The sequence below is a fragment of the Carboxylicivirga agarovorans genome (assembly GCF_050589845.1).
In the GTDB taxonomy this organism is placed as follows: Bacteria; Bacteroidota; Bacteroidia; order Bacteroidales; family Marinilabiliaceae; genus Carboxylicivirga; species Carboxylicivirga agarovorans.
The window spans coordinates 16,859-40,581 of the sequence record NZ_JBNGPA010000045.1; the positions used below are offsets into that span (position 1 = coordinate 16,859).

General features: G+C 38.5%; 18 protein-coding genes. 5 read left to right on the forward strand and 13 right to left on the reverse strand.

All coding sequences use genetic code 11. The features are described from left to right. Positions 1 to 37 precede the first annotated feature (37 nt). Together ACRD69_RS23195 and dpp5 are read left to right on the forward strand one after the other, a co-directional pair. On the forward strand, positions 38 to 1,891 hold the full coding sequence (locus tag ACRD69_RS23195) for an APC family permease (RefSeq protein ID WP_430817540.1): 1,854 nt from the start codon (positions 38 to 40) through the stop codon (positions 1,889 to 1,891). A 106-nt stretch (positions 1,892 to 1,997) separates the two neighbouring features. Then, the gene (dpp5, locus tag ACRD69_RS23200) at positions 1,998 to 4,085 is read left to right on the forward strand and encodes a dipeptidyl-peptidase Dpp5 (protein ID WP_430817541.1); all 2,088 of its coding nucleotides are present in this window, start codon (positions 1,998 to 2,000) and stop codon (positions 4,083 to 4,085) included. A gap of 395 nt (positions 4,086 to 4,480) precedes the next feature. Here the strand turns inward: dpp5 and xrtN are convergent, their stop codons facing one another. From xrtN to ACRD69_RS23225, 5 genes are all read right to left on the reverse strand, one after another. Then, positions 4,481 to 5,881, reverse strand: a complete 1,401-nt coding sequence (gene xrtN, locus ACRD69_RS23205; RefSeq protein WP_430817542.1) for an exosortase N — start codon at positions 5,879 to 5,881, stop codon at positions 4,481 to 4,483. Positions 5,882 to 5,916: 35 nt separating this feature from the next. Then, on the reverse strand, positions 5,917 to 8,403 hold the full coding sequence (locus ACRD69_RS23210) for an XrtN system VIT domain-containing protein (RefSeq protein WP_430817543.1): 2,487 nt from the start codon (positions 8,401 to 8,403) through the stop codon (positions 5,917 to 5,919). Between the two features lie 794 nt (positions 8,404 to 9,197). After that, positions 9,198 to 10,124 (reverse strand): DUF5996 family protein, encoded by a 927-nt coding sequence (locus ACRD69_RS23215; RefSeq protein ID WP_430817544.1) that lies wholly within the window; start codon positions 10,122 to 10,124, stop codon positions 9,198 to 9,200. A gap of 1 nt (position 10,125) precedes the next feature. Beyond that, entirely contained in the window at positions 10,126 to 10,632 is a 507-nt protein-coding gene (locus tag ACRD69_RS23220; RefSeq protein WP_430817545.1) for an N-acetyltransferase, read from the reverse strand. A 154-nt stretch (positions 10,633 to 10,786) separates the two neighbouring features. After that, complete coding sequence (locus ACRD69_RS23225; RefSeq protein ID WP_430817546.1) at positions 10,787 to 11,011, reverse strand: hypothetical protein; 225 nt, start codon at positions 11,009 to 11,011, stop codon at positions 10,787 to 10,789. 1,265 nt (positions 11,012 to 12,276) lie between these two features. On the opposite strand from ACRD69_RS23225, the gene ACRD69_RS23230 reads away from it, so the two are divergent. From ACRD69_RS23230 to ACRD69_RS23240, 3 genes are all read left to right on the forward strand, one after another. Beyond that, complete coding sequence (locus ACRD69_RS23230; protein WP_430817547.1) at positions 12,277 to 12,975, forward strand: DNA-binding domain-containing protein; 699 nt, start codon at positions 12,277 to 12,279, stop codon at positions 12,973 to 12,975. Between the two features lie 212 nt (positions 12,976 to 13,187). Further along, the gene (locus tag ACRD69_RS23235) at positions 13,188 to 15,824 is read left to right on the forward strand and encodes a BspA family leucine-rich repeat surface protein (protein WP_430817548.1); all 2,637 of its coding nucleotides are present in this window, start codon (positions 13,188 to 13,190) and stop codon (positions 15,822 to 15,824) included. Positions 15,825 to 16,034: 210 nt separating this feature from the next. After that, a complete protein-coding gene (locus ACRD69_RS23240) occupies positions 16,035 to 16,706 on the forward strand; it encodes a leucine-rich repeat domain-containing protein (RefSeq protein WP_430817549.1) in 672 nt (223 codons plus the stop codon). A 672-nt stretch (positions 16,707 to 17,378) separates the two neighbouring features. Here ACRD69_RS23240 and ACRD69_RS23245 read toward each other — a convergent pair. From ACRD69_RS23245 to ACRD69_RS23280, 8 genes are all read right to left on the reverse strand, one after another. Then, entirely contained in the window at positions 17,379 to 17,834 is a 456-nt protein-coding gene (locus tag ACRD69_RS23245; RefSeq protein WP_430817550.1) for a hypothetical protein, read from the reverse strand. 166 nt (positions 17,835 to 18,000) lie between these two features. Further along, positions 18,001 to 18,435 carry a hypothetical protein gene (locus ACRD69_RS23250; protein ID WP_430817551.1) on the reverse strand — a complete coding sequence of 145 codons (435 nt, stop codon included), beginning with the start codon at positions 18,433 to 18,435 and terminating at the stop codon, positions 18,001 to 18,003. A 92-nt stretch (positions 18,436 to 18,527) separates the two neighbouring features. Next, complete coding sequence (locus ACRD69_RS23255) at positions 18,528 to 19,025, reverse strand: hypothetical protein (RefSeq protein WP_430817552.1); 498 nt, start codon at positions 19,023 to 19,025, stop codon at positions 18,528 to 18,530. Positions 19,026 to 19,236: 211 nt separating this feature from the next. Continuing rightward, complete coding sequence (locus ACRD69_RS23260) at positions 19,237 to 19,890, reverse strand: hypothetical protein (RefSeq protein WP_430817553.1); 654 nt, start codon at positions 19,888 to 19,890, stop codon at positions 19,237 to 19,239. Positions 19,891 to 20,106: 216 nt separating this feature from the next. After that, positions 20,107 to 20,619, reverse strand: a complete 513-nt coding sequence (locus tag ACRD69_RS23265) for a hypothetical protein (protein WP_430817554.1) — start codon at positions 20,617 to 20,619, stop codon at positions 20,107 to 20,109. Positions 20,620 to 21,086: 467 nt separating this feature from the next. After that, positions 21,087 to 21,554 (reverse strand): barstar family protein, encoded by a 468-nt coding sequence (locus ACRD69_RS23270; RefSeq protein ID WP_430817555.1) that lies wholly within the window; start codon positions 21,552 to 21,554, stop codon positions 21,087 to 21,089. A 90-nt stretch (positions 21,555 to 21,644) separates the two neighbouring features. Then, complete coding sequence (locus ACRD69_RS23275) at positions 21,645 to 22,511, reverse strand: hypothetical protein (protein ID WP_430817556.1); 867 nt, start codon at positions 22,509 to 22,511, stop codon at positions 21,645 to 21,647. A gap of 158 nt (positions 22,512 to 22,669) precedes the next feature. Beyond that, positions 22,670 to 23,539, reverse strand: coding sequence for a toxin-antitoxin system YwqK family antitoxin (locus tag ACRD69_RS23280; RefSeq protein ID WP_430817557.1), 870 nt, complete (start codon positions 23,537 to 23,539; stop codon positions 22,670 to 22,672). Between the last annotated feature and the right edge of the window lie 184 nt (positions 23,540 to 23,723).

A 23,723-nucleotide genomic window follows, 5' to 3' on the forward strand; every position in this document is an offset into this window, starting at 1 on the left:
AATGCTTAGCGATGCATTGACCAATTAAAATAAGACTATGGCAAGAAAAGTAAAACGGCAGTTAAGTCTACTGGAGGTAATTAGCGTTTCCTCGGGTGTAATGATCAGCTCCGGCTTGTTTATCTTGCCAGCCATTGCCTATACCCAGGCCGGCCCTGCCATGATACTCTCTTATATCATTGCCAGCCTGATGATTATTCCAACCGTTTTATCAAAGTCTGAATTGGTTACTGCCATGCCCGTTACAGGAGGCATTTATGTCTTTGCCGATCGCAGCATGGGACCTATGATGGGAACCATTGGAGGATTGACAGCCTGGATATCCCTGGCATTTAAATCAGCTTTTTCATTACTGGCCATGGGAATCTTTGTGATTCTGCTGAAACCGGATATCACAGAGGTACAAATGAAGATCATTAGCGTGAGCTGGTGTTTGATCTTTACAGCCCTGAACATTAAAGGCGTCAAATTTTCGGGTCGCTTCCAAACCATAACAGTGCTTATTCTGTTTTTTATTCTGTTTCTGTACATCCTTGTCGGGGCATTTTATGTTGATACCAATAGGTTTATCCCCTTTGTACCCAACGGAACCGATTCTGTTTTTGTGACTGCAGGATTAATATTTATTGCTTTTTCCGGCACCACGAAAGTAACCGCAATAGCAGGTGAAGTTAAAAACCCGGGGCGTAATCTGCCCCTTGGCATCTTTTCTTCATGGGGTATTGTTTCAATATTATATGTGGCCGTTGTTTTTATAACAGTTGGTATTCTTAATCCTGATGAATTAAGCTCTACCTTCACTCCCATATCCATTGGAGGAGGCACTATCATGGGACGGTTCGGTATCGTCATCATGACCTTTGGTGCTTTACTGGCTTTCATATCAACCGGTAATGCCGGTTTGCTGGCTGCTTCGCGTAATCCTCTGGCCATGGGAAAAGATGAATTATTACCCAACATTTTCACCCGGCTGACAAAAAAGGGAACACCTGCCGTTGCCATACTGTTTACCTCGGCAATTATGATTTCGGTTATTCTGTTTCTCGATATCGAAACATTTGTCAAAACCGCTTCGGCCCTAAAACTGGTTTTGTTCATCATTGCCAATGTGGCTTTGATCTTTATGCGTGAAGCCAATATCAACCATTATCGCCCTAAATATATCTCACCTTTTTACCCCTGGGCCCAGATCATTGGTATCATTTGCTATGTATTTCTACTTTTTGAACTGGGTACAATGCCCTTGTTGCTTGTTGTCGTCTTTATTGCCAGTGGTGTCGCCTGGTATTTTATATACGCCCATGGACGCATAAAAAGAGAATACGCATTACTACATTTAATAGAGCGTTTAACAGGCATAAGAACAACCGATCAACTGCTTGAAGAAGAACTAAGGGAAATACTGGTTGAAAGAGATGGAACGACCCCCAAGTGGTACGGCAAACTCATTAAACAGCAAACGGTGACAGTACTTGATCCAACATTTACACCTGACAGCTTTGCTCAACTTGCAGCTAACCTGCAGTATGAAAAGCTTAAAACAGACCAGGAAGAGCTAAGTAATCTGATTATCAAGAGACTCAATAGTCCCGACTGTATCATTACCAAGGGAGTGGCCTGCCTGTCTATTCCTGTCAAGGGGCATCGAAAATTTGACCTGATGCTCTATAAATCATCTACGGGTATTGACGCGGGTCATTCAAGCCCCTTGCATGCTATTTATATCATAGCCTATTCTAAAGATGAATGGAACCTGCAGCTCCATACCCTCAAGAGGCTTATTGAGACAAGTAATTCACCTGAATTTAAGTTTCAATGGCAACAGGCTGAAAGTAACAAACAGCTCATCAAACTCTTATTGCAGCACAACTCATACCAGGGATCGAAATGAATATCTATTCCTGACAAATCTCAAATCCTGATTACAAATAACTTCTTAACTTAGTCGGAACGAAAAACGCGACAAATAAACAGTTTAATAATAAATCAATTTTATCATGAAACACATTGCTTTTATAGCAGCTGTTGTCTTTTTTTTAGGAGCGTGTTCTACTCCACAAAAAACTGATAAAGAGGCAACTTTCACCAACCGCAATTTAAAGGTTGACAGTGAAATTATGACACCCGAAGTACTTTGGTCATTTGGACGTGTAGGTAGCGTAGCCGTTTCACCTGACGGAGAAACAATTGCTTTCACTATCTCCTACACGAAAATTGAAGAGAATAAGACCTACTCTGATATTTACACCATGCCAGTGGCAGGAGGCGAATTCAAGCAAATAACATCAACTAAAGGTGGTGAATTTGAAGTTAGCTGGCGTCCTGACGGAGCTAAAATAAGCTATTTATCTGCCGCATCAGGAGATGTTCAGCTATGGGAAATGAATCCGGACGGAACGCAGAACAAGCAGGTAACAAAAATTGAAGGTGGTATTGAAGGATATAAGTACTCGCCGACTATGGATAAACTGGCTTACCTGAAAAGTATCAAACTTGATAAAACGGTTCACGATCTTCATCCTGACCTGAAATATGCGGACGCCCGCATTGAAGATGATCTGATGTATCGTCACTGGGACCATTGGGTTGATCCAACATACACACACGTACACTACATCAAATATGCCAATGGCGCTACAGTAGGTAAAGGCACCGACATTATGGAAGGTGAGCGCTACCATTCACCAAATAAACCTTGGGGTGGCATGGAGCAGATCAACTTCTCTCCTGATGGTAAAAACATTGCGTATACCAGTAAGAAGAAAGTGGGTATGGAAGCTGCTTTCTCAACCAACAGTGATATCTATGTATATAACATAGAGGCTGGCAGCACTAAAAACTTCACCGAGGGTATGATGGGATATGATATTGCCCCTGTATATTCTCCTGATGGTAAATACCTGGCCTGGGAAAGTATGGAACGCGATGGGTATGAAGCAGACCAAAACCGCTTGTTCATTATGGACCTGGCCACTGGCGACAAAAAGGATTACACAGCTGATTTTGATCAGAATGTGCACGGTTTAACATGGACACCAGACAGCAAACACATCTATTTCACAAGTGAGGACAAAGGATCGAAAGAGATTTTCCGCTTTGACATGGCTGATGAGAGTGTCTCTCAGGTTACTGATGGCATTCACAACTATAACTCAGTGGCCATTGCTGCCAATGGTTTGATCGCTACACAAACATCAATGAAGCATCCTACAGAAATTATTAATGTCAATGCTGAAACAGGTGAAGGAACCAATATCTCTAAGGTTAACGAGCCATTGTTGAGCCAGTTAAAAATGGGTGATGTTGAAAAACGATGGATCAAAACCACTGATAACAAGGAGATGTTGGTATGGGTAATATATCCTCCTAACTTCGATAAGAACAAGAAATACCCTGCACTGTTGTATTGCGGTGGTGGTCCTCAGAGCATGGTAAGTCAATTCTGGAGCCTTCGCTGGAACTTCCAGATGATGGCTGCTAATGACTATATTATCGTTGCGCCTAACCGTCGTGGTTTACCTGGTTTTGGCCAGGAATGGAACGAACAGATCAGCGGTGATTACGGTGGTCAGAACATGAAAGACTACTTCTCGGCAATTGACGCTGTAGCAAAAGAGCCTTTCGTTGATGAAAATCGCCTGGGTGCGGCCGGTGCCAGCTATGGTGGTTATTCTGTATACTGGTTAGCCGGTAATCATAAGAAGCGTTTTAAAGCATTTATCTCTCACTGTGGTATCTTTAACTTTGAACAGATGTACAGCACGACTGAAGAGATGTTCTTTGTTGACTGGGATTACAAAGGCAACTATTGGGATAAAAGCAATAAAACTGCCATGCGCAGTTATGCCAACTCACCACATAACTTCGTGAAAAACTGGGATACTCCTATGCTGGTTATTCATGGTGCTAAGGATTTCCGTATTCCTTATACACAGGGAATGGGTGCTTACAATGTGGCTAAGATGCGTGGTGTACCTGCACGTTTCTTATATTTCCCGGAAGAAAATCACTGGGTATTACAGTGCCACAATGGTATTTTATGGCAACGTGAATTCTTCCGTTGGCTTGATACCTATCTGAAGTAAAACTTAGGATTAAGATATAGTATTAAAGAAGAGGCTGTCCGTAAATAAAAAGTTTTCTCGCAAAGAGCGCAAAAAGAAAGTGCGCAAAGTTCGCAAAGAATTGATTGAAAAAGCAATATGCTTTGCGGTCTTTACGTATTTCTTAGTGGTGCGATAGCTATCGCACTTTGCGTGAAATTTAAACTTCGGACAGCCTCTTTGTTTTTTCATAGAGATTATTGCTCTACCTCATAGTTCAAGCAAGCTTGACTCTGGCCTCACTTATGGCAATAATTGGTATTGTTGCAAAAGAAAGAATCCCCTGATAGCTACCGGAGGTCTGTCAAAACTATCGTTTTGGGTGGTGAAAAGAACCTATTGTTTAGTTTGCAGTGAGTAATTAACTTTCAATCACCTTAATCAAATATACCATTTCCAATCAATCGTAACGCCGTAGCAGAAGTTTCATCTTTGTTATTTGTTGTTACATTGATAAGGCAGAATGGTTTTTCACCTTTCAATGTAGCGATTCGCCACTCCAGCTGACTGATGGAATGCGTTGTTCCATTGCTATACCACCAGCACGAATACAAAGGAGCCGTATCTTGTTTGTGCAACTCAAATGTATATACAGAATGAGCTCCCAAAACCCTGATTGATTCATTCTTTATTTCATATCCACTGCCACGCCAACAAATAAATGGATTATGGTCAGACCCTAACATAAATGCAGGAGGTTTAACATAGATCAAGGCTGAGGAATTGATAAACTTCTGCACTCCATCTTTGCTTTCACTTTTGTTGAAGCCCTCGATGGATATAGAGCCAGAATCAAATGTTGAATGCAGTACGTTTGTCTGAACAGCATAGCTGCCTGTTACCAGAAGAGGTAAAAGAACGATAACGACCATGTACTTTTTGTGAATTGAATCCTTAGTTGTGTTTTGAAGAGAGTACAGGCCCTGGCTATATGATCCTATTATAAACAATGGAATGCAACAATTCAGTGCAAAAAGCAAAACTCCAATAAGTTCATGTAATGTATTACCTGGCATTACCTGTAAAACGACAGTCAGTATGATACGGTTCAGGTTTGTCAATATCACAAATAGCAAAGTGATCAACATAAAACAAAGAATAAACGGAGTGCCCGGACGCTTCTTATATCTTTTAGCAAAAAAAGCTAAAACAAATACAGCGAAGACCAAAGCCGAACTGATCATATTCAATCCCAGGCACTCCGGTGCCACAGTAAAAGCCACATCTTTAACAGTGATACAGTTCCCAACTACACTTATGTCCTGCATAAATTGGGATAATAGGTAACCTGCAAGCCTGGTTAACTCCAAACGCAGGGGAAAACTAAATACACTCAGCAGATATTTTATGGCAGGGGTGGTTATTAATCCTAGGCCCAGGGATAATAATCCTGGACGATAATGGGTAAATGACAAGCAAGCAAGAACGGCGTTGCAAACACCAAAATAAAGCAAGCTGAATACATTAGTAAGATAGAACGTGATTATAAAAATGGCAGAAATCAGGGCGAATAATAATGGATTATACCATCTGCCACCTTTTGTTAATGTAAAAGGCAGAACTAATAAAAACAAGCTTTGCTCAAAGCGTAATCCTCCAAAAGTGTTGAATTTGGAAATGGCCAGTATGAATGTTATCAAAGCTGCGGCAAAACCAAGCCATTGATTATCTTTGGTCAGCCAGGCAAAAAAGTTCTGCATTTTGTTGCTGAAAAACAGTTCCTTATCTACCAAACACCGTAAAGACTTCATGCTCATCATCGATCGTATATTTTTCAATTGAAAAAAGTTTAAAAAAGGGTGGCTGTTACCTACTATCTGTATTTGATGTAAACTGTGCAAATAACAATACCGAGAATAATGATAAGCGCCCATTCACCGGGTTCCGGAACGGCCCCGGAATCATTTAAGTTGGCATTTCGAAGACTATTCTCATTTTCATTTATGCCAAAACGTTCATAATCCTTTTGAGTCTCGAGAACTATTAAACTGGATACAGGGCTTACAATGAAGGCCTCATTACATAATGAATAAACCGTTTCCGGAATTTCAGCATCCTGCTGAAGAAAGAGGTGACCTGCTTCCTGCATCAGTGTATGATAGTTATAGAGACGTAAAAGATGGGAAGGAGCTGATACTGATTGCTGTTCTTTATCGTTATTGACATCCACCTGAACGATTGACATCCCTGAGACGGGTATATTCACACCTTCCTTATGATACAGCGGATTATTATACCAGGATTCGATATTCAAGCTCTTAACCTGCTCTAAGCTGAAGCTGTTACATTCAACGATCTTATATTGTTCAAGAGCAGTAATGTACGGTGATTTTTGACGATCAATAACAAGAGTCGCGATTGGCTTGTTATATCCTGACATATAATTAAGCAATTGATTGTGAAATTCAGATCCTTTAAGCTCCGATGGTATTGGTGAGTTCTGGTAGCCTTTAGTGATCAGTAATGCAGTAGATGGATTCGCTATGTGAAAGACCGGAAAAATGGAGAATGATCTTTTCATCTGCGCCCCGAGTACATCATTCATATTGCTTTTACTCAATAGTATCATTTTACCATCATAGAAATAAACAGGGGTGTTACCTGCTTGCTGCAGAATTTCCTTAACCTCGTTTTTATGCCACGAGTTATTGATATCAAGATAGATGGCTTCTGGTTTCAAACCACCTTTATACTTCAATGGGCGAAGTTGCCATGCCTTATTATTGAACGTAAATTGACTATCAGATAGCTGTTTAACTGGAAAAGAGCAGGCCCATTCATCTACAGGCATGCCTGAATAGATAAACTGACCTGGTTTTTCTTCATCAAAATAATGAGGCATTTCAATATCTTCAAGCTCTCCAATTACTTTTACATGGATGATTTCATCAGCTTTACTATTGTCAGGCCCTAGTACCTTCATATTAGAAAAGCTCAATCGATCATCACTTTGCATTAAAGGAACTGTAAGGCCTATTTTTACACGCCGTGGCTCCTGGGGAGTGCAGGGAAATATGGTTGCACTTAAACGATTTCCCTCCTGCCAGTGCAATACGACAGGATCCCTTCGCTCCCTTCCGACTATTGTTTTATAGGCATTGGTCGCTTTTTTACGGGTGGTAAGTCTTGACTTTTCTTCTTTCCCATCTATCCATAATGATAACGACGAGGCAACAGCTCCTTCGGGCAGGTAAAAGGTAAATAATGCTTCCTGCTGACTTCTTTCCCAATGATGAGTATTGGTGATCCAGAACGTCTTTTCAAAATAAGCCATCCGGAAGTCAGGATAAATACGCACATCCATTAATTCCTTACTAACATGCAAGTTCCTGCCAGACCATAATTTTTCATAGGCATAGTGCCGTGTACCCGCACTGGCAGATAAAATATTAACCTGCTCCTCGTTAGTTAGTGGTAAGGGTTCGCAAAACAAGGCTGCAGCAGCTACCAGTGGATCATGCTCTCTGATCTCGGAATAAGAACCTCTATCAAAACCGAAGCCCCACCAATCTCCTGAAATTTCCTCATAGAGCAGACCACGACCAATCACTCGCTTCGTCCAGAATTCTGATGTGCATTTTTGCGCGTATGAAACCCATTCGGGTAAATTATTATCATCATTTAGTACCAGGTCTCTTTGCACATTCTTTATGGCATTCGAATGATTCATAAAGAGACCTGTATAAATTAAGACACATATGAATCCTGTAACAAAACCAGATAAGATAAATGGCAACTTTGCATTTTTGCACTTCCTGTTGAAAACAGACACAATGGATACAATCAGCAACATAAGAGGAACAAGCAGGTGAATGGAGATACCAAGCAGAATGACTCCAATTATTGCTATGGGAATGAGTGGCACTAGAACAACTGTGTAATATATAAACAAAAGAATTCCAATACCAAATACGAAAGAACTTGTTTTTTTCAGCCATTCAGGTATTAAGTTTTCCATAGCTATCAGAATAAAGGAGGTGAGTGTAGCAACCAGCAACACCTTTACCCATAATGGTGTTAGTGCAAAAACATGCATGTCTTTGTTTAAGGTAAAGCAGCTTACCAGCAAAAGAGAAAGTAATATATGCCAATTGAGTCGGGGTCTTACAAACATGAAGAAGTTTGTTTTCTTCGGTCGATCGGCAAATGATAGAAAAAAGTAAATTATAGCTATGGCAAAAATAAGCAATGATGCTCCTTCAAGATTGCCATTTGATTGGGGAACATAGTGATATATTACCATGGAAACAGGTAATAGAATCAGCCCGAAGATTTGAGTGTTTGTCAGTACAGTTTTCATATTTCATATATTAAAAGTACTCTGTATTTCAAAGTAGATGATTAAAAAAAATAGTTTTAGCGAAGAGCTACTTACCGATTGAATTGCTGAAACAATGGAAATAGCCAAATGAACCTGGTATGCATACGCTTGTCATGATATTTTCATTAGAAACTCCTGGTATGCCTTTAAGCATAAGATATTCTTTAATGCTTATCACTATTGACCTCATAATAGCGGATGATCTAATTGTTCTCATAATTTCTTGCTCTAATTGTTAGTTTGTAAAGTACTTTGCATTTCAAAGTAAGCGATTAAATTTATATAATCCAATTAGAATAAAAACTATTGCAAAATCCATGTGTATAAGAAAGAGGGAAAATACATCTGTAAAAGCCTGGTGGACAGGATTAAGCCAAAGCTTGTCTCTAAGGGGTTAACTAATCAACAATGATATTGATTGAGTTTGCCTTACCAGGCAGGTATCCTTTTTCTTAGAGATTATTGTTCTGCCCGGCATAGTTCAAGCAAGCTTGACTCTGCCCTCACTTATGGCAATAATTGGTATTGCTGCAAAAGAAAGAATCCCCTGATAGCTACCGGAGGTCTGTCAAAACTATCGTTTTGAGTGGTGAAAAACAGGCTATTACTGAGTTTAGCAGAGCAAGTAATAGCCAGATCCGTGCAATCAGTGCTTAGCTTTTAAAGCTGTGAAACAATACCGATGGAAGTAATCCTTTAGATTGTTGGATTTGTGCTGAAATCATTAAGAATACGCTATTCATAATGATTCCGCGGTAATAATAAACTGCCGATCACACATCTTTTAATGCTGGTGTTTTAAGTACCTCTACATCCCACCCTGCTAAAGAAGCTCCTGCATTGTATGCACTCTCCAAAAAATCGAGCACATCCTGTCTAGGGTCCTGAGCGTTTCTGACATCTTCATACCTGAGAAATGCCATGGGACTGCCATTACTGTCAACCCAGTTGGCTGACGACGGCATTAGTGTTTGCTTGTCAATACCATCGGGAGACGGATACGTGTAGGAATAATAAGCTGGCTCCTGTACTGTTTCATCCCCGGCCCAGAAGCCAAAACTTATCTGTTCATGCGAATAAGCATCGCGGTCAGAGATACGAACTGATTTATCCATTGGCTCCAGCTTTTTACCTGAGAAGCGCGTAACCGCCAGATCCATGTGATGCCAGTAGATCTGTACCGGGCATGTTTTACCGTAGAATCGCCCGCTAAACTCCTGGAATATGGAATTATTCCATTGCATCAATTTCCAAAATCGTTCTATATCATCCCATTCAAATGTATTGTAATGCACAAGATTCTTAAAGGGCTGGTCAATTCCCATGTCATAGGGCTTTTCCACAAACTTTGGAGATAATCCCAATTTCGAAAGCTGTTCCATGTATTGCCCGTAAAATTGTGCTATCGACAATCCGTTTTGCAGACTGACCTCTACCCTTTTTCTTTCACTGTGATTGATCACAACAGCCTTGTTTATGATATCTAATTCGATCTCAAGGCTGCATGTGCCTTCGTTGACCGGAATGGTATAAGTACTAAAACCGCGGGACGATACATACAGTGTAATAAACCACCAGTGATTCTTGCGTGAGGTTAAGCCCAAACGGGTTTTACCGATTATTTGAAGAACCAGGTGAAGATAGGTCCTTGAATCGGTCCATGATGCATATGGAAGCTGAGGAAGTTTTACCGGTGTCATACTAAGCTATATTTATTCCTTTCAATACTAATTCTTTCCAGGCGGGGTGCTTCTTAAGGTAGCCCGCTACAAAGGGACATAAGGGCACTAAAGTCAAATCCTTTTGTTTGATATCGACCAGAGCCTGCAGCAACATACGCGATCCAACTCCTTTTCCTTCCAGTTCTGCTGGCACTTCTGTGTGGGTTAAATAGATGGTACCCTTTGCCTTTATGTATTCAATAAAGGCCGTTTTTCCTTCAAGCTGCAATTCGTACCTCTTTTTCTCTTCATTCTCACTAAAAACACCAGACTTTTCATCCTTGTTGAAGTAATAGCTTAAAGCGCGTGACGGACAGGCGTCGATCTGCCTGACCAACTGCTCTGTTTTGGCGTTATGTTGTTTTATCCAGGGCTTTTCTTTGGGATTATAAACTTCGGGTAATGACTTAACACAAACACCCGAATGGGTGCACTTGTCAGGTTGCCAAACTATTGTTAACTCGCCATTGGAATACTCTTTTTCCATCTTTCTCAGTTTATGGTGTACAAATATGATCCAGTAAGAATCAGGGATAAAAGATCAGGTATACCAGGTATCTATATGCAAGGGACAAATGACCGCCTGCTACAAAAAACTAACACAGGATTGTTTTAAAAGTTTAGTAAGGAGGATTGATACTCTAAAAATTAAATTCACGAATATTTTGGGCAGCTCCCACCCTTTTAAGGCATTCAGTGATTAATTCAGAAACTCTGGAAGTTGGAATTAGTGTATAAGCGTGAACAGTTCCAATTTCGTCCTTTTTAGAAGAATCCCATTCGTATTCAGTTCCATAATCATCGATAATGATTGATTCTCCTTCAAAAATATCCTGCCATTCCACTCGCTGAATTAAGGTTTTCAAAAACTTAAGGTCTTTAAGCATAACTCAACAATTCCCCAATTTAGTACCTCGACAATTCGACAATTTGGCAACTCGACAAAGAGGTGAGCGGTGAGTAATGAGCGGTGCACTATCACGGAGTACCAAGCACTAAAAGACCATTAGATCATGCAATTGTTTATTAGTTTAAAAGTTTATCTGTTTAACTCATCATAGTGTTACCAGAGGATGTCCGAAAATAAAGTTTCACGCTAAGAACGCTAAGAATCTCGCAAAGGCCGCAAAGTGTAAAATATTACTTTTCAAAACTTTGCGTTCTTTGCGATGTTTTACTTTGCGCATTTGGCGAGAAATGTTAATGTTTTTGTACACCCTCCTTTAAGCAAAACTCAACAATTCTTCAATTTAGCAATTCGACAACTCGACAAAGAGGTGAGCGGTGAGTAATGAGCGGTACACTATTTAGGGAGTACCAAGCACTAAAAGACCATTAGATCATGCGACTGTTTATTAGTTTAAAAGTTTATCGGTTTAACTCATCATAGTGTTACCAGAGGATGTCCGAAAATAAAGTTTCACGCTAAGAACGCTAAGAATCTCGCAAAGGCCGCAAAGTGTAAAATATTACTTTTCAAAACATTGCGTTCTTTGCGATTGCATTACTTTGCGCATTTGGCGAGAAATGTTAATGTTTTTGTACACCCTCCTTTAAGCATAACTCAACAATTCCTCAATTTAGCAATTCCTCAACTCGACAAATAAAACAAATACTCCATAAATACCCCTCTAACCCGCACCAAATAAAGCATAGAATTACACAAGGCTTCTATTTAACATAGGTGAAAAATACTAATTTTCCCCATACAATATGGGGAAAACTACTACCTCGCGAACCATTTCGAGTATCTAATTTTGCAACAGTGACTTTTTAAACAACAGTCCGTGTAAAACAGATGCTATTGAAAACAAATGCACAACATATAATTTATTTAGCAAGCCAATTAAAACCTATTGGAAGTGTGACAAATTATTTTAAACACACACACACACACACACACACACACACAGCCTAAGCCCACCCACCCGCTTTTAAATAAGAGTAAATATATAAAGTTTAAGTTTAGATGTAGCCAAAGGCCACCGGTAATTCATTTTGCCGCGTGGCCTTTCCTGTGCTTATACTATCGGTCGTTAACACGACTCAGAGCCCCTCCTGATTGGGCCATTGCCCCAGTTGTCAGTCGACAATAAAATGAATACAAACAATAACTAGTAACAATATACCTATGAATTACTTTTTGAAAGAGAATAAACTGACCGAAGAAGATAACTATTCGGCACGCGTGCAAGTTGTGAAAAGCCACGACCTTGATGGCATTATTGACCTAATACTCGACAGGCGCCATGTACTAAGCCGTACCGACCTGGTAGCCGCTTTCGACATCTTTTTTCAAACCGTTAAGGGCTGCATCACCCGTGGCGAGGGCATTAACCTGCCGTTGTTTAACCTGGGCTACTCCATATCGGGTGTGTTTGATGATGACGATGACATGTTTGACCCCGAGCGCCATCGTATTAAGGTCAACCTTAACGATGGGGTATTAATTACCGAGGCCATTCAGCAAATTAAGCCGGTTAAAACCGATACATCTGACACCGATCCGCTAATAAGGCACTTTATCGATGCCAAAACAAACACTACCAACGATATTGCAACTTCGCAAAGTTTGTTTGAGATAAAAGGAACACGCCTGAAAATAGGAGGTAATGACGCTTCGGTAGGTTTGTTTTTTGTGGCCCAAGACGGCACCGAAACCAAAGTTGAATTGCTGGTCAACAATACGAGCAAAAAGCTGATTGGGCAATCGCCTGAGCTGGACGCGGGCACCTATCATTTGCGCCTGCGCACACAAAGCTCAAGCAGTAATCATTTTACCATTGAACCCAAAGAGCACACCTCGGCATTTACTCTTACGGTTACTTAATTGAGCATTACCACGACTTGGTATACAGGCATACCACGACTTGGTATGTATGCTTACCATGACTTGGTATGTATGCTTACCACGACATGGTATGCAGGCTTACCACGACGTGGTAATACTCACCGGGTGACTTTTACTCTGTAACAGTCACCCGCTTAATAAAAGCCACCCTTAACTCTTTTCTTGTATAATCACCTAGTTAACAGCTAATAATGACGAAACTTTACCTTAGCATAACACTACTGTTTTTGATAAGCCTTAGTGCCTTTGCGCAAGAACCTTTTATTACCACCTGGGCACCAGCCGGGGGTACCATTACCATACCTCTAACTGGAAGTAGCAACTTTTACGATATTGAAATTTTAGATGCCAATGGTAATACATTGCAAACAGCAACAAATCAAAGTCGCTCTTTCGTATCAAATAGTATTGATGCCAGCTATGCTACCGTTACTGTAAAAATAACTGCTAATACGCTAAGGATATGGTTTAATAATAGTGGCGATAAAAACAAGATAAGAAGCATTGAACAATGGGGCGATGCTCAGTGGGTAAGTATGGGCAGAGCATTTTATGGCTGTAAATACTTAATATGTAATGCTACCGATGTTGCCAATGTAAGCAATGTTAGTGATTTTAGTTATGCATTTTGTAACGCCAGCTTATTCAATGGCGATTTAAGCCAGTGGAATGTTACAAAGGCAACAACGTTAAGCTATATGTTTTCAGGGGCTAGTTCATTTAATAGTAACCTAAACCAATGGGATGTAAGCAATGTTATGTATCCTGAATTTATGTTTTGGGGGGCAAGTAGCTTTAATGGTGATGTGAGTTCCTGGAATACTAAAAAATTTACTAAAATGCAAGGCATGTTTGGTTATGCCAGCTCATTTAACGGCGACCTGAGCCAATGGGATATAAGCTCTGTAAAATATAGCATGGGAGCTGCAATGCTACAAATGCTGGATTACACAGCTATGAGTACCGAAAACTATGATAATTTTTTAATGAACATGAATGATCAGGTGCAGAATGGTTCTTCAAGTGTTAATATTGTATTATCTGCCGATGGTTTAACATATTGTAAGGCAAAAGATGCTAAAGAGCAATTAAAAGCCGCAGGATGGCTCATTGCTGATGGAGGTACCAATGCACCCGAGCATTTGAGTATAAACGATACTCGCATAACAAGCTGTAGTAGTACAACACTTGATATAAGCAAAATTATTAATCCTGAAACCCTTACGGCAAGCGGCATGGCAAGCATAGCAGAAAACAGCTACCATGTGGTGGGCCAAAGTGATGCTATTGCCAATGCTTCAGCTTTTAGTTTAAGTGACTATGACAATGACAGTCATATTAAAATAGGTTTTGAGGTAAGCGAAGAGCATTGTGCACAGCAGGTCAACGATAAAAGCTACCTTCATGTATTAGTATACGATGACTACCAGCTCAATGATAAAACAATAGATGTGTGTGCCGATACCTATCCGCTTATCAACCTGTACGAATTAATGGGCTACTATGGCGATGGCACATGGGAATTTAAAGAAGGAACCGATGCAGGCAGCGCAGGCAACAACGACATTAGCAGTTTGCCCTTGGATGCCTTTAATAACTCGGGCGATTACATGCTTGATATCCGGGACCTGGCAGGGCATGTAAGCACGCCGGGGTCTTTACAGTTGGTATTTGAATACACACCCTCTGATGACGAGTGCCTGAGCAATGCAGCCACCGATGAAATAAGCCTCACCATCAACTGGGATGTAATAGATTACACCATTAGTTTTGATACAGATGGCGGCAGTAGTGTTGATGATATTACATACAACCTGTTAAGTAATGATGTGGATTTATCATCAGTAACATCTACCAAGGATAACCATATCTTTAAAGGCTGGCAAATGCCCGATGGCAGCACTGTGAGCAGCATTGGGTCAGACACCCAAAGTAATATTACCTTAACAGCCACATGGCAACTGCAAGAAGATTACACCATAACATTTGATGCCAACGGCGGTAGCGAAGTAGCATCTATTACCTATACCGGGCAGGATGAAGATATAGACTTAGAAACCCGTGCCGTAACTACCTGGTATGGCTATGACTTTAAAGGCTGGCAAAACCCTGATGGTAATATTGTAAGGGTTTTTCCGGTATCTGAAAAAAAGGATATTACCCTTACCGCACAGTGGGAAGAAGCTACCGACGGCACCATAACAGATGATGATGGCAATACTTATAAAACCATAAAAATAGGTGATCAATGGTGGATGGCTGAGAACCTGCGCACCACAAAGTATAACGACGGCAGCAGTATACCTCTGATAACAGATAACAGTAGTTGGGGAAATAGAACTACCCCTGCCTATTGCTGGTATAATAATGATAGGAGTACTGCTGTAGCAAATAACTACGGAGCTCTATACAACTGGCATACGGTAAATACTGGTAAACTTTGCCCTGATGGTTGGCATGTGCCTACCGATGCTGAGTGGCAAACGCTTGAGATGCATTTGCGTATGTCGGGTTCAGATGCAAACAGCACTGATTGGCGTGGTACCAATCAGGGTTCACAGCTTGCCGGTACTGCCAGCTTGTGGGATAGCGGAAGTCTCACTACCAACTCCGGCTTTGGTTCCAGTGGCTTCAATGCTCTTCCGAGCGGCAACCGCCGTTTGTACTACAATTTCAACTACGAGGGCAGCCACTGCGACTGGTGGAGTAGTACGCAGGGCAGTAGTAGCAGGGCCTACCGCCGCAGCCTGTACTACCTCAACACGGGCATTTACCGCAGCATCAACTATAAGTTGAACGGCTACTCTGTTCGTTGTGTCAAGGATTAAAACTAATTAGGCTTTAAACGAGAAAGGATAAACTCCGCTATCATACCCAAAAGCAGGTGTGGTAGCGGCACAGGAACTTTATTAATACGAGTTATCAGCTCCATTTATTTTTAGTGTTTCATATCGTGGAGTCTGGGGGGTAGTGGTAAGTTAGGGCAAAACTACCCCCTTTTTGATTAAACCAGTCAGTTTAAACTAAATACTTAAATAATGAATAAACTAATTACCATATTACTATGCTTAACAGCCATAGGGTCAGGCACCCTTAAGGCACAATACACGCTAAGCATTAACGATGTTGAGTTTGACACATCAACAGGTACAATTACCAACTATATCAACCACAGGCAAAAAAACATTGTAATACCCGGCAGCTTCAAAGGCCATAAGGTACGGGCCATAGGTAAGTATGCCTTTAGTAGAAGTGACCTGGAGTCGGTTGTTATTCCGGCCTCGGTCACCGATATTGGCGAGATGGCCTTTAGCATCAACTCACTAACTGCAATAGAACTGCCCAAAGGGCTCAAAAGCATTGAAGCACTGGCCTTTGCTAGTAACTACATAAGAGCGGTAAACATTCCCAGGTCGGTACGCAGCATTAAAACATCGGCCTTTGCCAACAACAGGTTAACAACGGTAAATATACCACGCAAAGTTAAGTCCATTGGCGCCTATGCCTTTGCCTATAACCTCCTTACAAGCATAAGCCTGCCCCTCTCAGTAAGCAGCATTGGCCGCCATGCCTTTCTCGACAACCAACTATCCGCCATACCTCTACCCAACACCCGTAAAACATGGAGAAATTGTGATAATGAGGTCGTAAGGGAGATAGCGGTTTTTACAAAGGAGTATTACGTGGAGGGAGTTGCGAAACCACGATAGTCATCGGGGAACAAGGATTATTGACTGCACCATTTGTTTATTATTACAACTAATCGCTACGCGATTAGATAATCTGTGTAATCCGTGTAATCCGTGGTCAAAACAAAGAAACGGTGGTTTAAGAGAAGTAAAGTATAAGCAAAACACAGATTTAAATAAATATGAATATAAAACCAGAATTCTATGGATAATCCAAACAATTCCTCAATTTAGCAACTCGACGGTTCGACAATTCGACAAAGAGGCTATCGAGTGAGAGATGAGTTGATTAGTAATAAATCTGTAAAAGCAGGGTTTGCAAAACTGCGCCAGTGGTGTTGATATAGACTGTTAGACTATAGACCGATTGGCCAATAGACAGTTTGGCGATTAATCAGTTCAACTTTAGTTGATTGTCCAAAAGTGTTTATAGTGGCTAACAGAGTGAAACTCATTATAATCCAATGCTTTGCATTCATATTATTTCATTCATTGTCTGGTTATTAATTACTTTTTTTTAGTATTGGCAGAGTATTTTCTTATGAATTTTTAGCGACAGAATTCCAATCTCTTCTTCTTTGAACCTACTGAGATGTGATTGTCTTGGCTAGCAGGCAAATAATGCCCAACTACCGAGTCTGCTAAGGGCGCTATTGCGCCATGTTGGTCACAGGTGTTTGTTCAACGAATAATTTAATTGATTTTCATTTCAATTCGTTCAAGTAATCTACGCTTGGTATATATAATTACTTCATCATTCTTAATCTCTATTCGAATGTATTCTTTTGTAAAATACTCTAGAAACCTTACTAGTTTATTCTTCTTTACATATTTACATCCTGATGGATTAGAGTCTATTTTAGTATGCTTTTCATTTAATATTAATTCAATTTTTTTAAGCAAAGAATTAGAGTCTTTATATTCTGAAACTATTAGAAACCCATTTCGATTAACCAAATTCCAGGTTAAAGATGTAGCCAATAGTATTGCTATTTGTCCAATCCAAATTGGATTATCCAGAAACATATGTGGATTACCTTTGATTGAGGTGTATATAAAATTCCCGGCTAACACGAGAGCATAAGTTATTCCAAAGAATAACAATGTGTCTAAAAATGACCAACTGAATAATTTCTTTCTGATTTTCATAGTCTTCTGGATGTGTTTGTAACAGTACGGCCATATGAAGTGGCCTAATTTGCGGGTGGTATATTCGTATTCTTGTTTATGTTTTAGCTTGCGCGGGAGCTAAACTCCCCTAGCCTGCCAAAGCCAGGACTACTTTATGATGGTTTGTTGGCACTGGCATTGTTTTCTATTCAAAAATTGGATTTTTACTGAAAACTTGAATGTAATTTGTTGTATCTACCAACAGCTCTTTAAGACTTGTTTCAATACTATCTATATCATCCAGGTAAACAAATTTTTCACTCAAATTTTCTACTTCATAACCCCCTGATAGATTAATAACCGTACAAGTGTCACCTTTCCAATTGATGGCCAAGTGAAAACCATCAAAAAAACCTGTATTATGTGTTTTTATGTACTCTTCAGGTATTTTCTTTTCGGAGAACTTACCAGGCGTAAAATATACTGCATAACCTTTACTTGACTCATGATCTATCCTAGTAATTACATTTAAACTGTCACTTGAATAGATATATGTAAACTCATAGCTAGGCTGGAACATTGTACAGGAATTTACTATTATTTGCAATATCAAACCTATCAGTAATATAGTTTTTTTCATTATTTTAAGTTTTTATTTGTAAGCCAAATTAGCGATTTGGCGGTGATTGCCTGAGCTAACGACTTACCAATGTGCCACGTAACCCAAATGCGCTATGACAGTGTATCACCTGCTGGCATTTTTACTTTTATTCGTTCAGTTACTTTATATTTACCCACCTGATCCGTCGAGTAATACAATTTATCTATTTTGCATTCGCATTGTTCGTTCAACATAGTAATACTCACAATTCGTGGACCTTCCATCCAGTTTCCTCTCCCCCAATTTGTAACTTTAAATCCTTTCATTTTTAAGGAGTCGACAAGAACTAAACTTTCATATTTATCTGAAGCAATGGAGTCTAACATTGGGTATAAGTCAACAAATTCAATGCCTTGCGTTGAACAAATGTCAATCATTAATGAGTCTATATAATTCTTTTTTACTTCTCTGTAAGTCAAATTATTCTTTCTGGATTCATTTTCTTGATTTTCAAGTGTTGTTTTCTTTTCAATGTTGTTCTTAACCTCTACTGGGGTGTCTTTTTTGATTGGAATATTACATCCGCATAAAATGGAGAAATATATTGTTGCTATTACTATTTGTCTCATTGTCGTTTTTTAGCTTGCTGGTAACGGTCCCGCTGCATGATGCGTAAGGGATTTTAACCTTACTTCTTTCCAAGTTGAGCTGAGCCAAGGCGTTGTATTTGTTTTTACTTTTTATTTTTAAAGCCAAATCAGTGATTTGGCGGTGTTAGATTATCCAACTTAACTTCCATGTGCTCACGAACGCCAATTGTTTTATATTAGTGTGTTGGGCTTAGTTATTGATTTGAATCTGCACAGGACGAACCTTTTGATTTTCTGAAATCTGTATGAAGCTATCTCGATTAAGTATCAATATTCCTTTCTTTTTTAATATGACTTTGAGACTAATGGTCTTAGAATACTTGCCATTTGATATCGTTGTTGATGTAGACGTACTTCTTACCTTAAAAAACTCATTATCCTTAAGTTTTAATTCACTGTTGGATTTAGAGTAACTTATTACTTGTATTTCAATCTCCTCATTTACTAGTCCATGTGAGGGTGAAATGATTTTTAATTCGCCTGGTTCAATGCCTATTGTATATATGGATACTTCGTTTGAGGTAATTTTTTTGCCTAACACGCTGATTGTATAAGGTCCATATTTATTTACACCTAATCGTTCCGGAGTTACATTCATATGCATATCAAACCTCTTATTTTCATTAGGTTCATTAACTAAAGCAGAATACCAAAAGTCTTGAGATGAATTATCTTCAAAGTCAAAATTCAAATCTATGCCTTCAAGTGCTAGGTTAATACTAACTGTTGTCCCTAAAACTACTGAGTCTTTGTGTGCATTAGCTACTAATTTTAGATTATTCTGCCCACAAGAGTTTAGTGCAACAGTTAAAGTACTTATAAATAATAATATTCTCTTATTCATTTAGTCTGTTATTTATTGTATGACGTGCCTAATTAAGTCCAACGGTTTGAACGAGAGGTCGTAGGCTGATTTGACAAAACCAAACCTCCAAAATATCACCAAGCCGAAGCTATTGTTTTGGTTATTAATTTATTCTTTTCTCTAGCCGAAGCAAAAGCTTCGGCGAACTTATACAAAGAGCAAAACTCCCAGACTTATGCAGACAGCCTATGCCCTCTATTTATTGTTTGGCTTTCGTTCTTTTATCTTTTTCTTAATCCCTTTCAAAATCCGTTCTTCAAATTCGGTCTTGATAGGTCTATTTTTCCACCACCAAAAATATTCATTTACAGCAGTCCATTTACCTAAAGTCAATCCATCATTTAAAAAGACAAATGCAAATTGGGTCGTACTATTAGTTTTTTGTCTAATCCATGTTTTTACAATTTGGTCTTTGTCTGTGTAATAAAAATAAATATGGTACCAATGGTCGGTATTGTCTCTCCTTCCATCTTGTAAATAATATTTAGGTCCATTCGGAATATTAACCGGATTGTTTAAAACTAAATCTGGGTTTTCATTTTTAAATTCTACAATTACGTTAGCTAAATCTTCCTCAGATATTTCTAATTCATATATTTCTGCTCTTGCATAACTTCCTGGAGCAAGATTCCAACCAATATAATAAAACAAAAACGCAACTAATATTGCACCAAGTAATCCAAGTCCTATTTTGGTTTTCAAATTCATTATATAATCAGGTCTATGTTTTTAATACTTTAAGCAGGATGGCGATTTACCACCATGCGAATGAAACCCAACGGCAGTCTGTCTAAAAACTATTTTTAACCTTATTCGGATTCAATATTTGAAATCTTTTTAAGATACCTACCCGAGTATTAAAATTAGAAATTCAGGTTTTTAGACAGTCTGACGGTCTCACTGCATGGCGTCGTGAGGGATATTATCTTTAGAATCGTTCCAAGTTGAGCTGAGCCAAAGCGTTGTATTTGTTTTAACTTTTCTTTTTTTAAGCTAATTGAAAGTTCATGAGCACCATTAAATATCAACACTTACGAACTAATTAGAAATCATGAATACCTATGAAAACAAACACATTGTTCATAAATTAACGATTTGGCGGTGGCTGCCAGTGCCGAGTTGGTTCAAATTGATGCTAACCCCTTTTGCGCTATTCAGCGTGTTGTATGGCGTTTTTATTCTTTATTTTCTTTTTCAACTATCAAGTCAATAAATTCCGCATCTTTTAATAGGCCAATGATGAATTCAAAGTCTTCCTTTCCAAATATATTCTCAAGTCTTTTAGTTCCGATAATTTCAATTATACAATCTCCCGGAAAACCAGGTCCTCCAGCTGTAATCGCATCATTAAACGCGTCAAGGTTTTTACCAAAGTATTTTGCAGATTCAGAGTCGATATCCGCAACATATTTGTTCCAAAAGTCTTCTTTGGTTATACAAACATCTCCGTTTATGAAGATCCTTCTTCGGTGCCTTTTCTTTCCGTTTTCATCCTCGATGATACTTACAAATGTATCTTTTCCATAAGCCATTTTGTCAAACACTTTGGAATATCCATAATTCAACCACCTCTTGTAAATCAATTTGTCATTGAAATACAAATAGAGTTCGTTATCGTCTTTTATTTCCTTTCTCAGTATCACAATTTATTTAATGTTCGTTAAGATACATCGTTTAGTGTATGATGCGTGGCTTGCGTTCCGCCTGAGGCAAGCTATGAATTATGCATATTGTTAGCGAAAGTTATTTTGTTTCCATTTATGCATTATTACATTTCCTCTACCATCACAACTCATGTAAGATGTATCTCTTTCACCTGTAATATTGTTGATATTTATTATTTTTTCAATATAACCTAAATCATTGTGTACTGTAGATACAATCTTGTTCCCTTGATCAAGAAATAATTCATCTTTAACGATATTTCCATCTTTGTATTCAATTTTTTTCCACCTTATTGTATCTCCTAAATTATCAATTGTAAATCGATGAATTAATTTATTTTCATAGTTGTATAAGTAAGTTATTGATTTATTTAATTCTTGCTTTTCATTTTCAATTGAATACTGTAACGATTTAATAATTAAATTTTGTGAATATTTATTCTTCTCCAATGATATCACTGTATCAAAAGAGACATTTTCATTATCTATTTTTAAGGGGCTTTTCTCAAATTTTGTTGTTTTAACAATCTTAAAATCATTATCCTCAGAGTACTCATAATCTACAATTTGCATTGTATCTTTTAAATCCTTGATTTTAATTTTAGATGATAAATGATTTGCGTTATCATACTTGTAAATCGTTGTTGTTTCTATATTGAATGTTTTATTTATACTTCTTTTCTCAGTTAAACAATTATTGATATCATAAACATATTTTGTTATACTTTTTATTGTGTCAAGATAAATTCCCCTTGCATATGGAGTTAAGACATTATCTTGGATTGGTAAGTTATCTGAATTGTATTTAGTTTTCATGATTGTCCAATAATCTTTTTCCTTATCAAACAAAACTTTAGACTGTTCCTTATGTGATTTTGTATTAGATTGACAGGAGATTAGAAGTATTATAATACTAATTAATGTAATATTTCTCATCGTTTTCTTTAATTTTCGCCCAACTGTTGGCCGCATGGCGCTGTAGCAGATTTTCGTTGCTGATTGTCCGTCCGGCAGGACTGACAATCGAGGTGGGAATCTGCATTACCAAAACCCTGCTAACCCTGCTATGCTTTATAGCGGTTTGTTGTGAGGAGTTATTTTATTCTAGTTCCATTCTTATACTCGTGAACTTCATTAAGTGAACCGTCTCCATTGTAGTATATTAAACTTCCATTACCGTCTTTTAATGAACCAGATTCTTTTTCTTCTCCTGATTGAGAGAAACTTCCAAGTACATTCCATGGAATTCCATCTTTATATTCAATTTGGACCCATATCTGACCATTTGGATAGTAATATGTGTACAGTCCGTTTAGCTCCCCTGATTTTAATTCTACACTTTCCATTATCTTCCCATTTTCATAAAATCTAGTACCTTTTCCGTCAAGCTGATTTCCTTTATAAGGTTTTTCTTGAATCAAAATGCCTTTGGGATTAAACTCCCTTTCAACAACTACATTATTTTCATAGTACTCAGTTTCATTACGAATTGTAACACCATCAAATTCATAATTTCTGGTTACTCCGTATAGACTATCATTTCTATAACTAACGAATCGAACTAGCTCACCTGTCAAACTATAGATATCCCATCTTCCATGTAGCTTATTACTTTTATAGGTCTGTTCCCAAATTTTAATTGGCTTCTTATATGGTTTCTGAAATATATATGTTTTATATACACCATCTTTTATATCTGTATTATAGTTTCCTACAGTGCAAACAAGAATATCTCTCTCTATTTTAATTTGCGTTGTCCTATTGTCATCTACATCAAAAATTTCAATTCTACCATGACCGAATCTATAATCTACGCCTTCATTTAAACTAAGGTTGCTAGCTAATAAATCAGTATTTGTGAGTTCATTGATAAATTCTTTTGGTGTATACTTAGGTGCTTGACAATAAATTATGGCTGGAACCATTAATAATACAACACTTAATACGTTTTTTACTTTGCTCATAGGGATTAATTGTAGTTAAACTCTGATTTTAGTTATTGCTTTAATACCTCGCAACGGCAGTCTGTCTAAAAACTATTAAGCTGCCACATTATTAGTTAAAATTAGGCTTAAGTTTTGAGAGTTTAAAAGACTATGCCGTTTGACGATCATTTTTTTCAATAACTTATTCAGGCTCTTAAATGCG

Bases quoted from the DNA above. Each gene is read 5' to 3' on its own strand.
- ACRD69_RS23195 (WP_430817540.1), top strand. From the start codon at position 38: ATGGCAAGAAAAGTAAAACGGCAGTTAAGTCTACTGGAGGTAATTAGC.
- dpp5 (WP_430817541.1), top strand. From the start codon at position 1,998: ATGAAACACATTGCTTTTATAGCAGCTGTTGTCTTTTTTTTAGGAGCG.
- ACRD69_RS23210 (WP_430817543.1), bottom strand. From the start codon at position 8,403: ATGAAAACTGTACTGACAAACACTCAAATCTTCGGGCTGATTCTATTA.
- ACRD69_RS23215 (WP_430817544.1), bottom strand. From the start codon at position 10,124: ATGACACCGGTAAAACTTCCTCAGCTTCCATATGCATCATGGACCGAT.
- ACRD69_RS23220 (WP_430817545.1), bottom strand. From the start codon at position 10,632: ATGGAAAAAGAGTATTCCAATGGCGAGTTAACAATAGTTTGGCAACCT.
- ACRD69_RS23230 (WP_430817547.1), top strand. From the start codon at position 12,277: ATGAATTACTTTTTGAAAGAGAATAAACTGACCGAAGAAGATAACTAT.
- ACRD69_RS23235 (WP_430817548.1), top strand. From the start codon at position 13,188: ATGACGAAACTTTACCTTAGCATAACACTACTGTTTTTGATAAGCCTT.
- ACRD69_RS23240 (WP_430817549.1), top strand. From the start codon at position 16,035: ATGAATAAACTAATTACCATATTACTATGCTTAACAGCCATAGGGTCA.
- ACRD69_RS23245 (WP_430817550.1), bottom strand. From the start codon at position 17,834: ATGAAAATCAGAAAGAAATTATTCAGTTGGTCATTTTTAGACACATTG.
- ACRD69_RS23250 (WP_430817551.1), bottom strand. From the start codon at position 18,435: ATGAAAAAAACTATATTACTGATAGGTTTGATATTGCAAATAATAGTA.
- ACRD69_RS23255 (WP_430817552.1), bottom strand. From the start codon at position 19,025: ATGAGACAAATAGTAATAGCAACAATATATTTCTCCATTTTATGCGGA.
- ACRD69_RS23260 (WP_430817553.1), bottom strand. From the start codon at position 19,890: ATGAATAAGAGAATATTATTATTTATAAGTACTTTAACTGTTGCACTA.
- ACRD69_RS23265 (WP_430817554.1), bottom strand. From the start codon at position 20,619: ATGAATTTGAAAACCAAAATAGGACTTGGATTACTTGGTGCAATATTA.
- ACRD69_RS23275 (WP_430817556.1), bottom strand. From the start codon at position 22,511: ATGAGAAATATTACATTAATTAGTATTATAATACTTCTAATCTCCTGT.
- ACRD69_RS23280 (WP_430817557.1), bottom strand. From the start codon at position 23,539: ATGAGCAAAGTAAAAAACGTATTAAGTGTTGTATTATTAATGGTTCCA.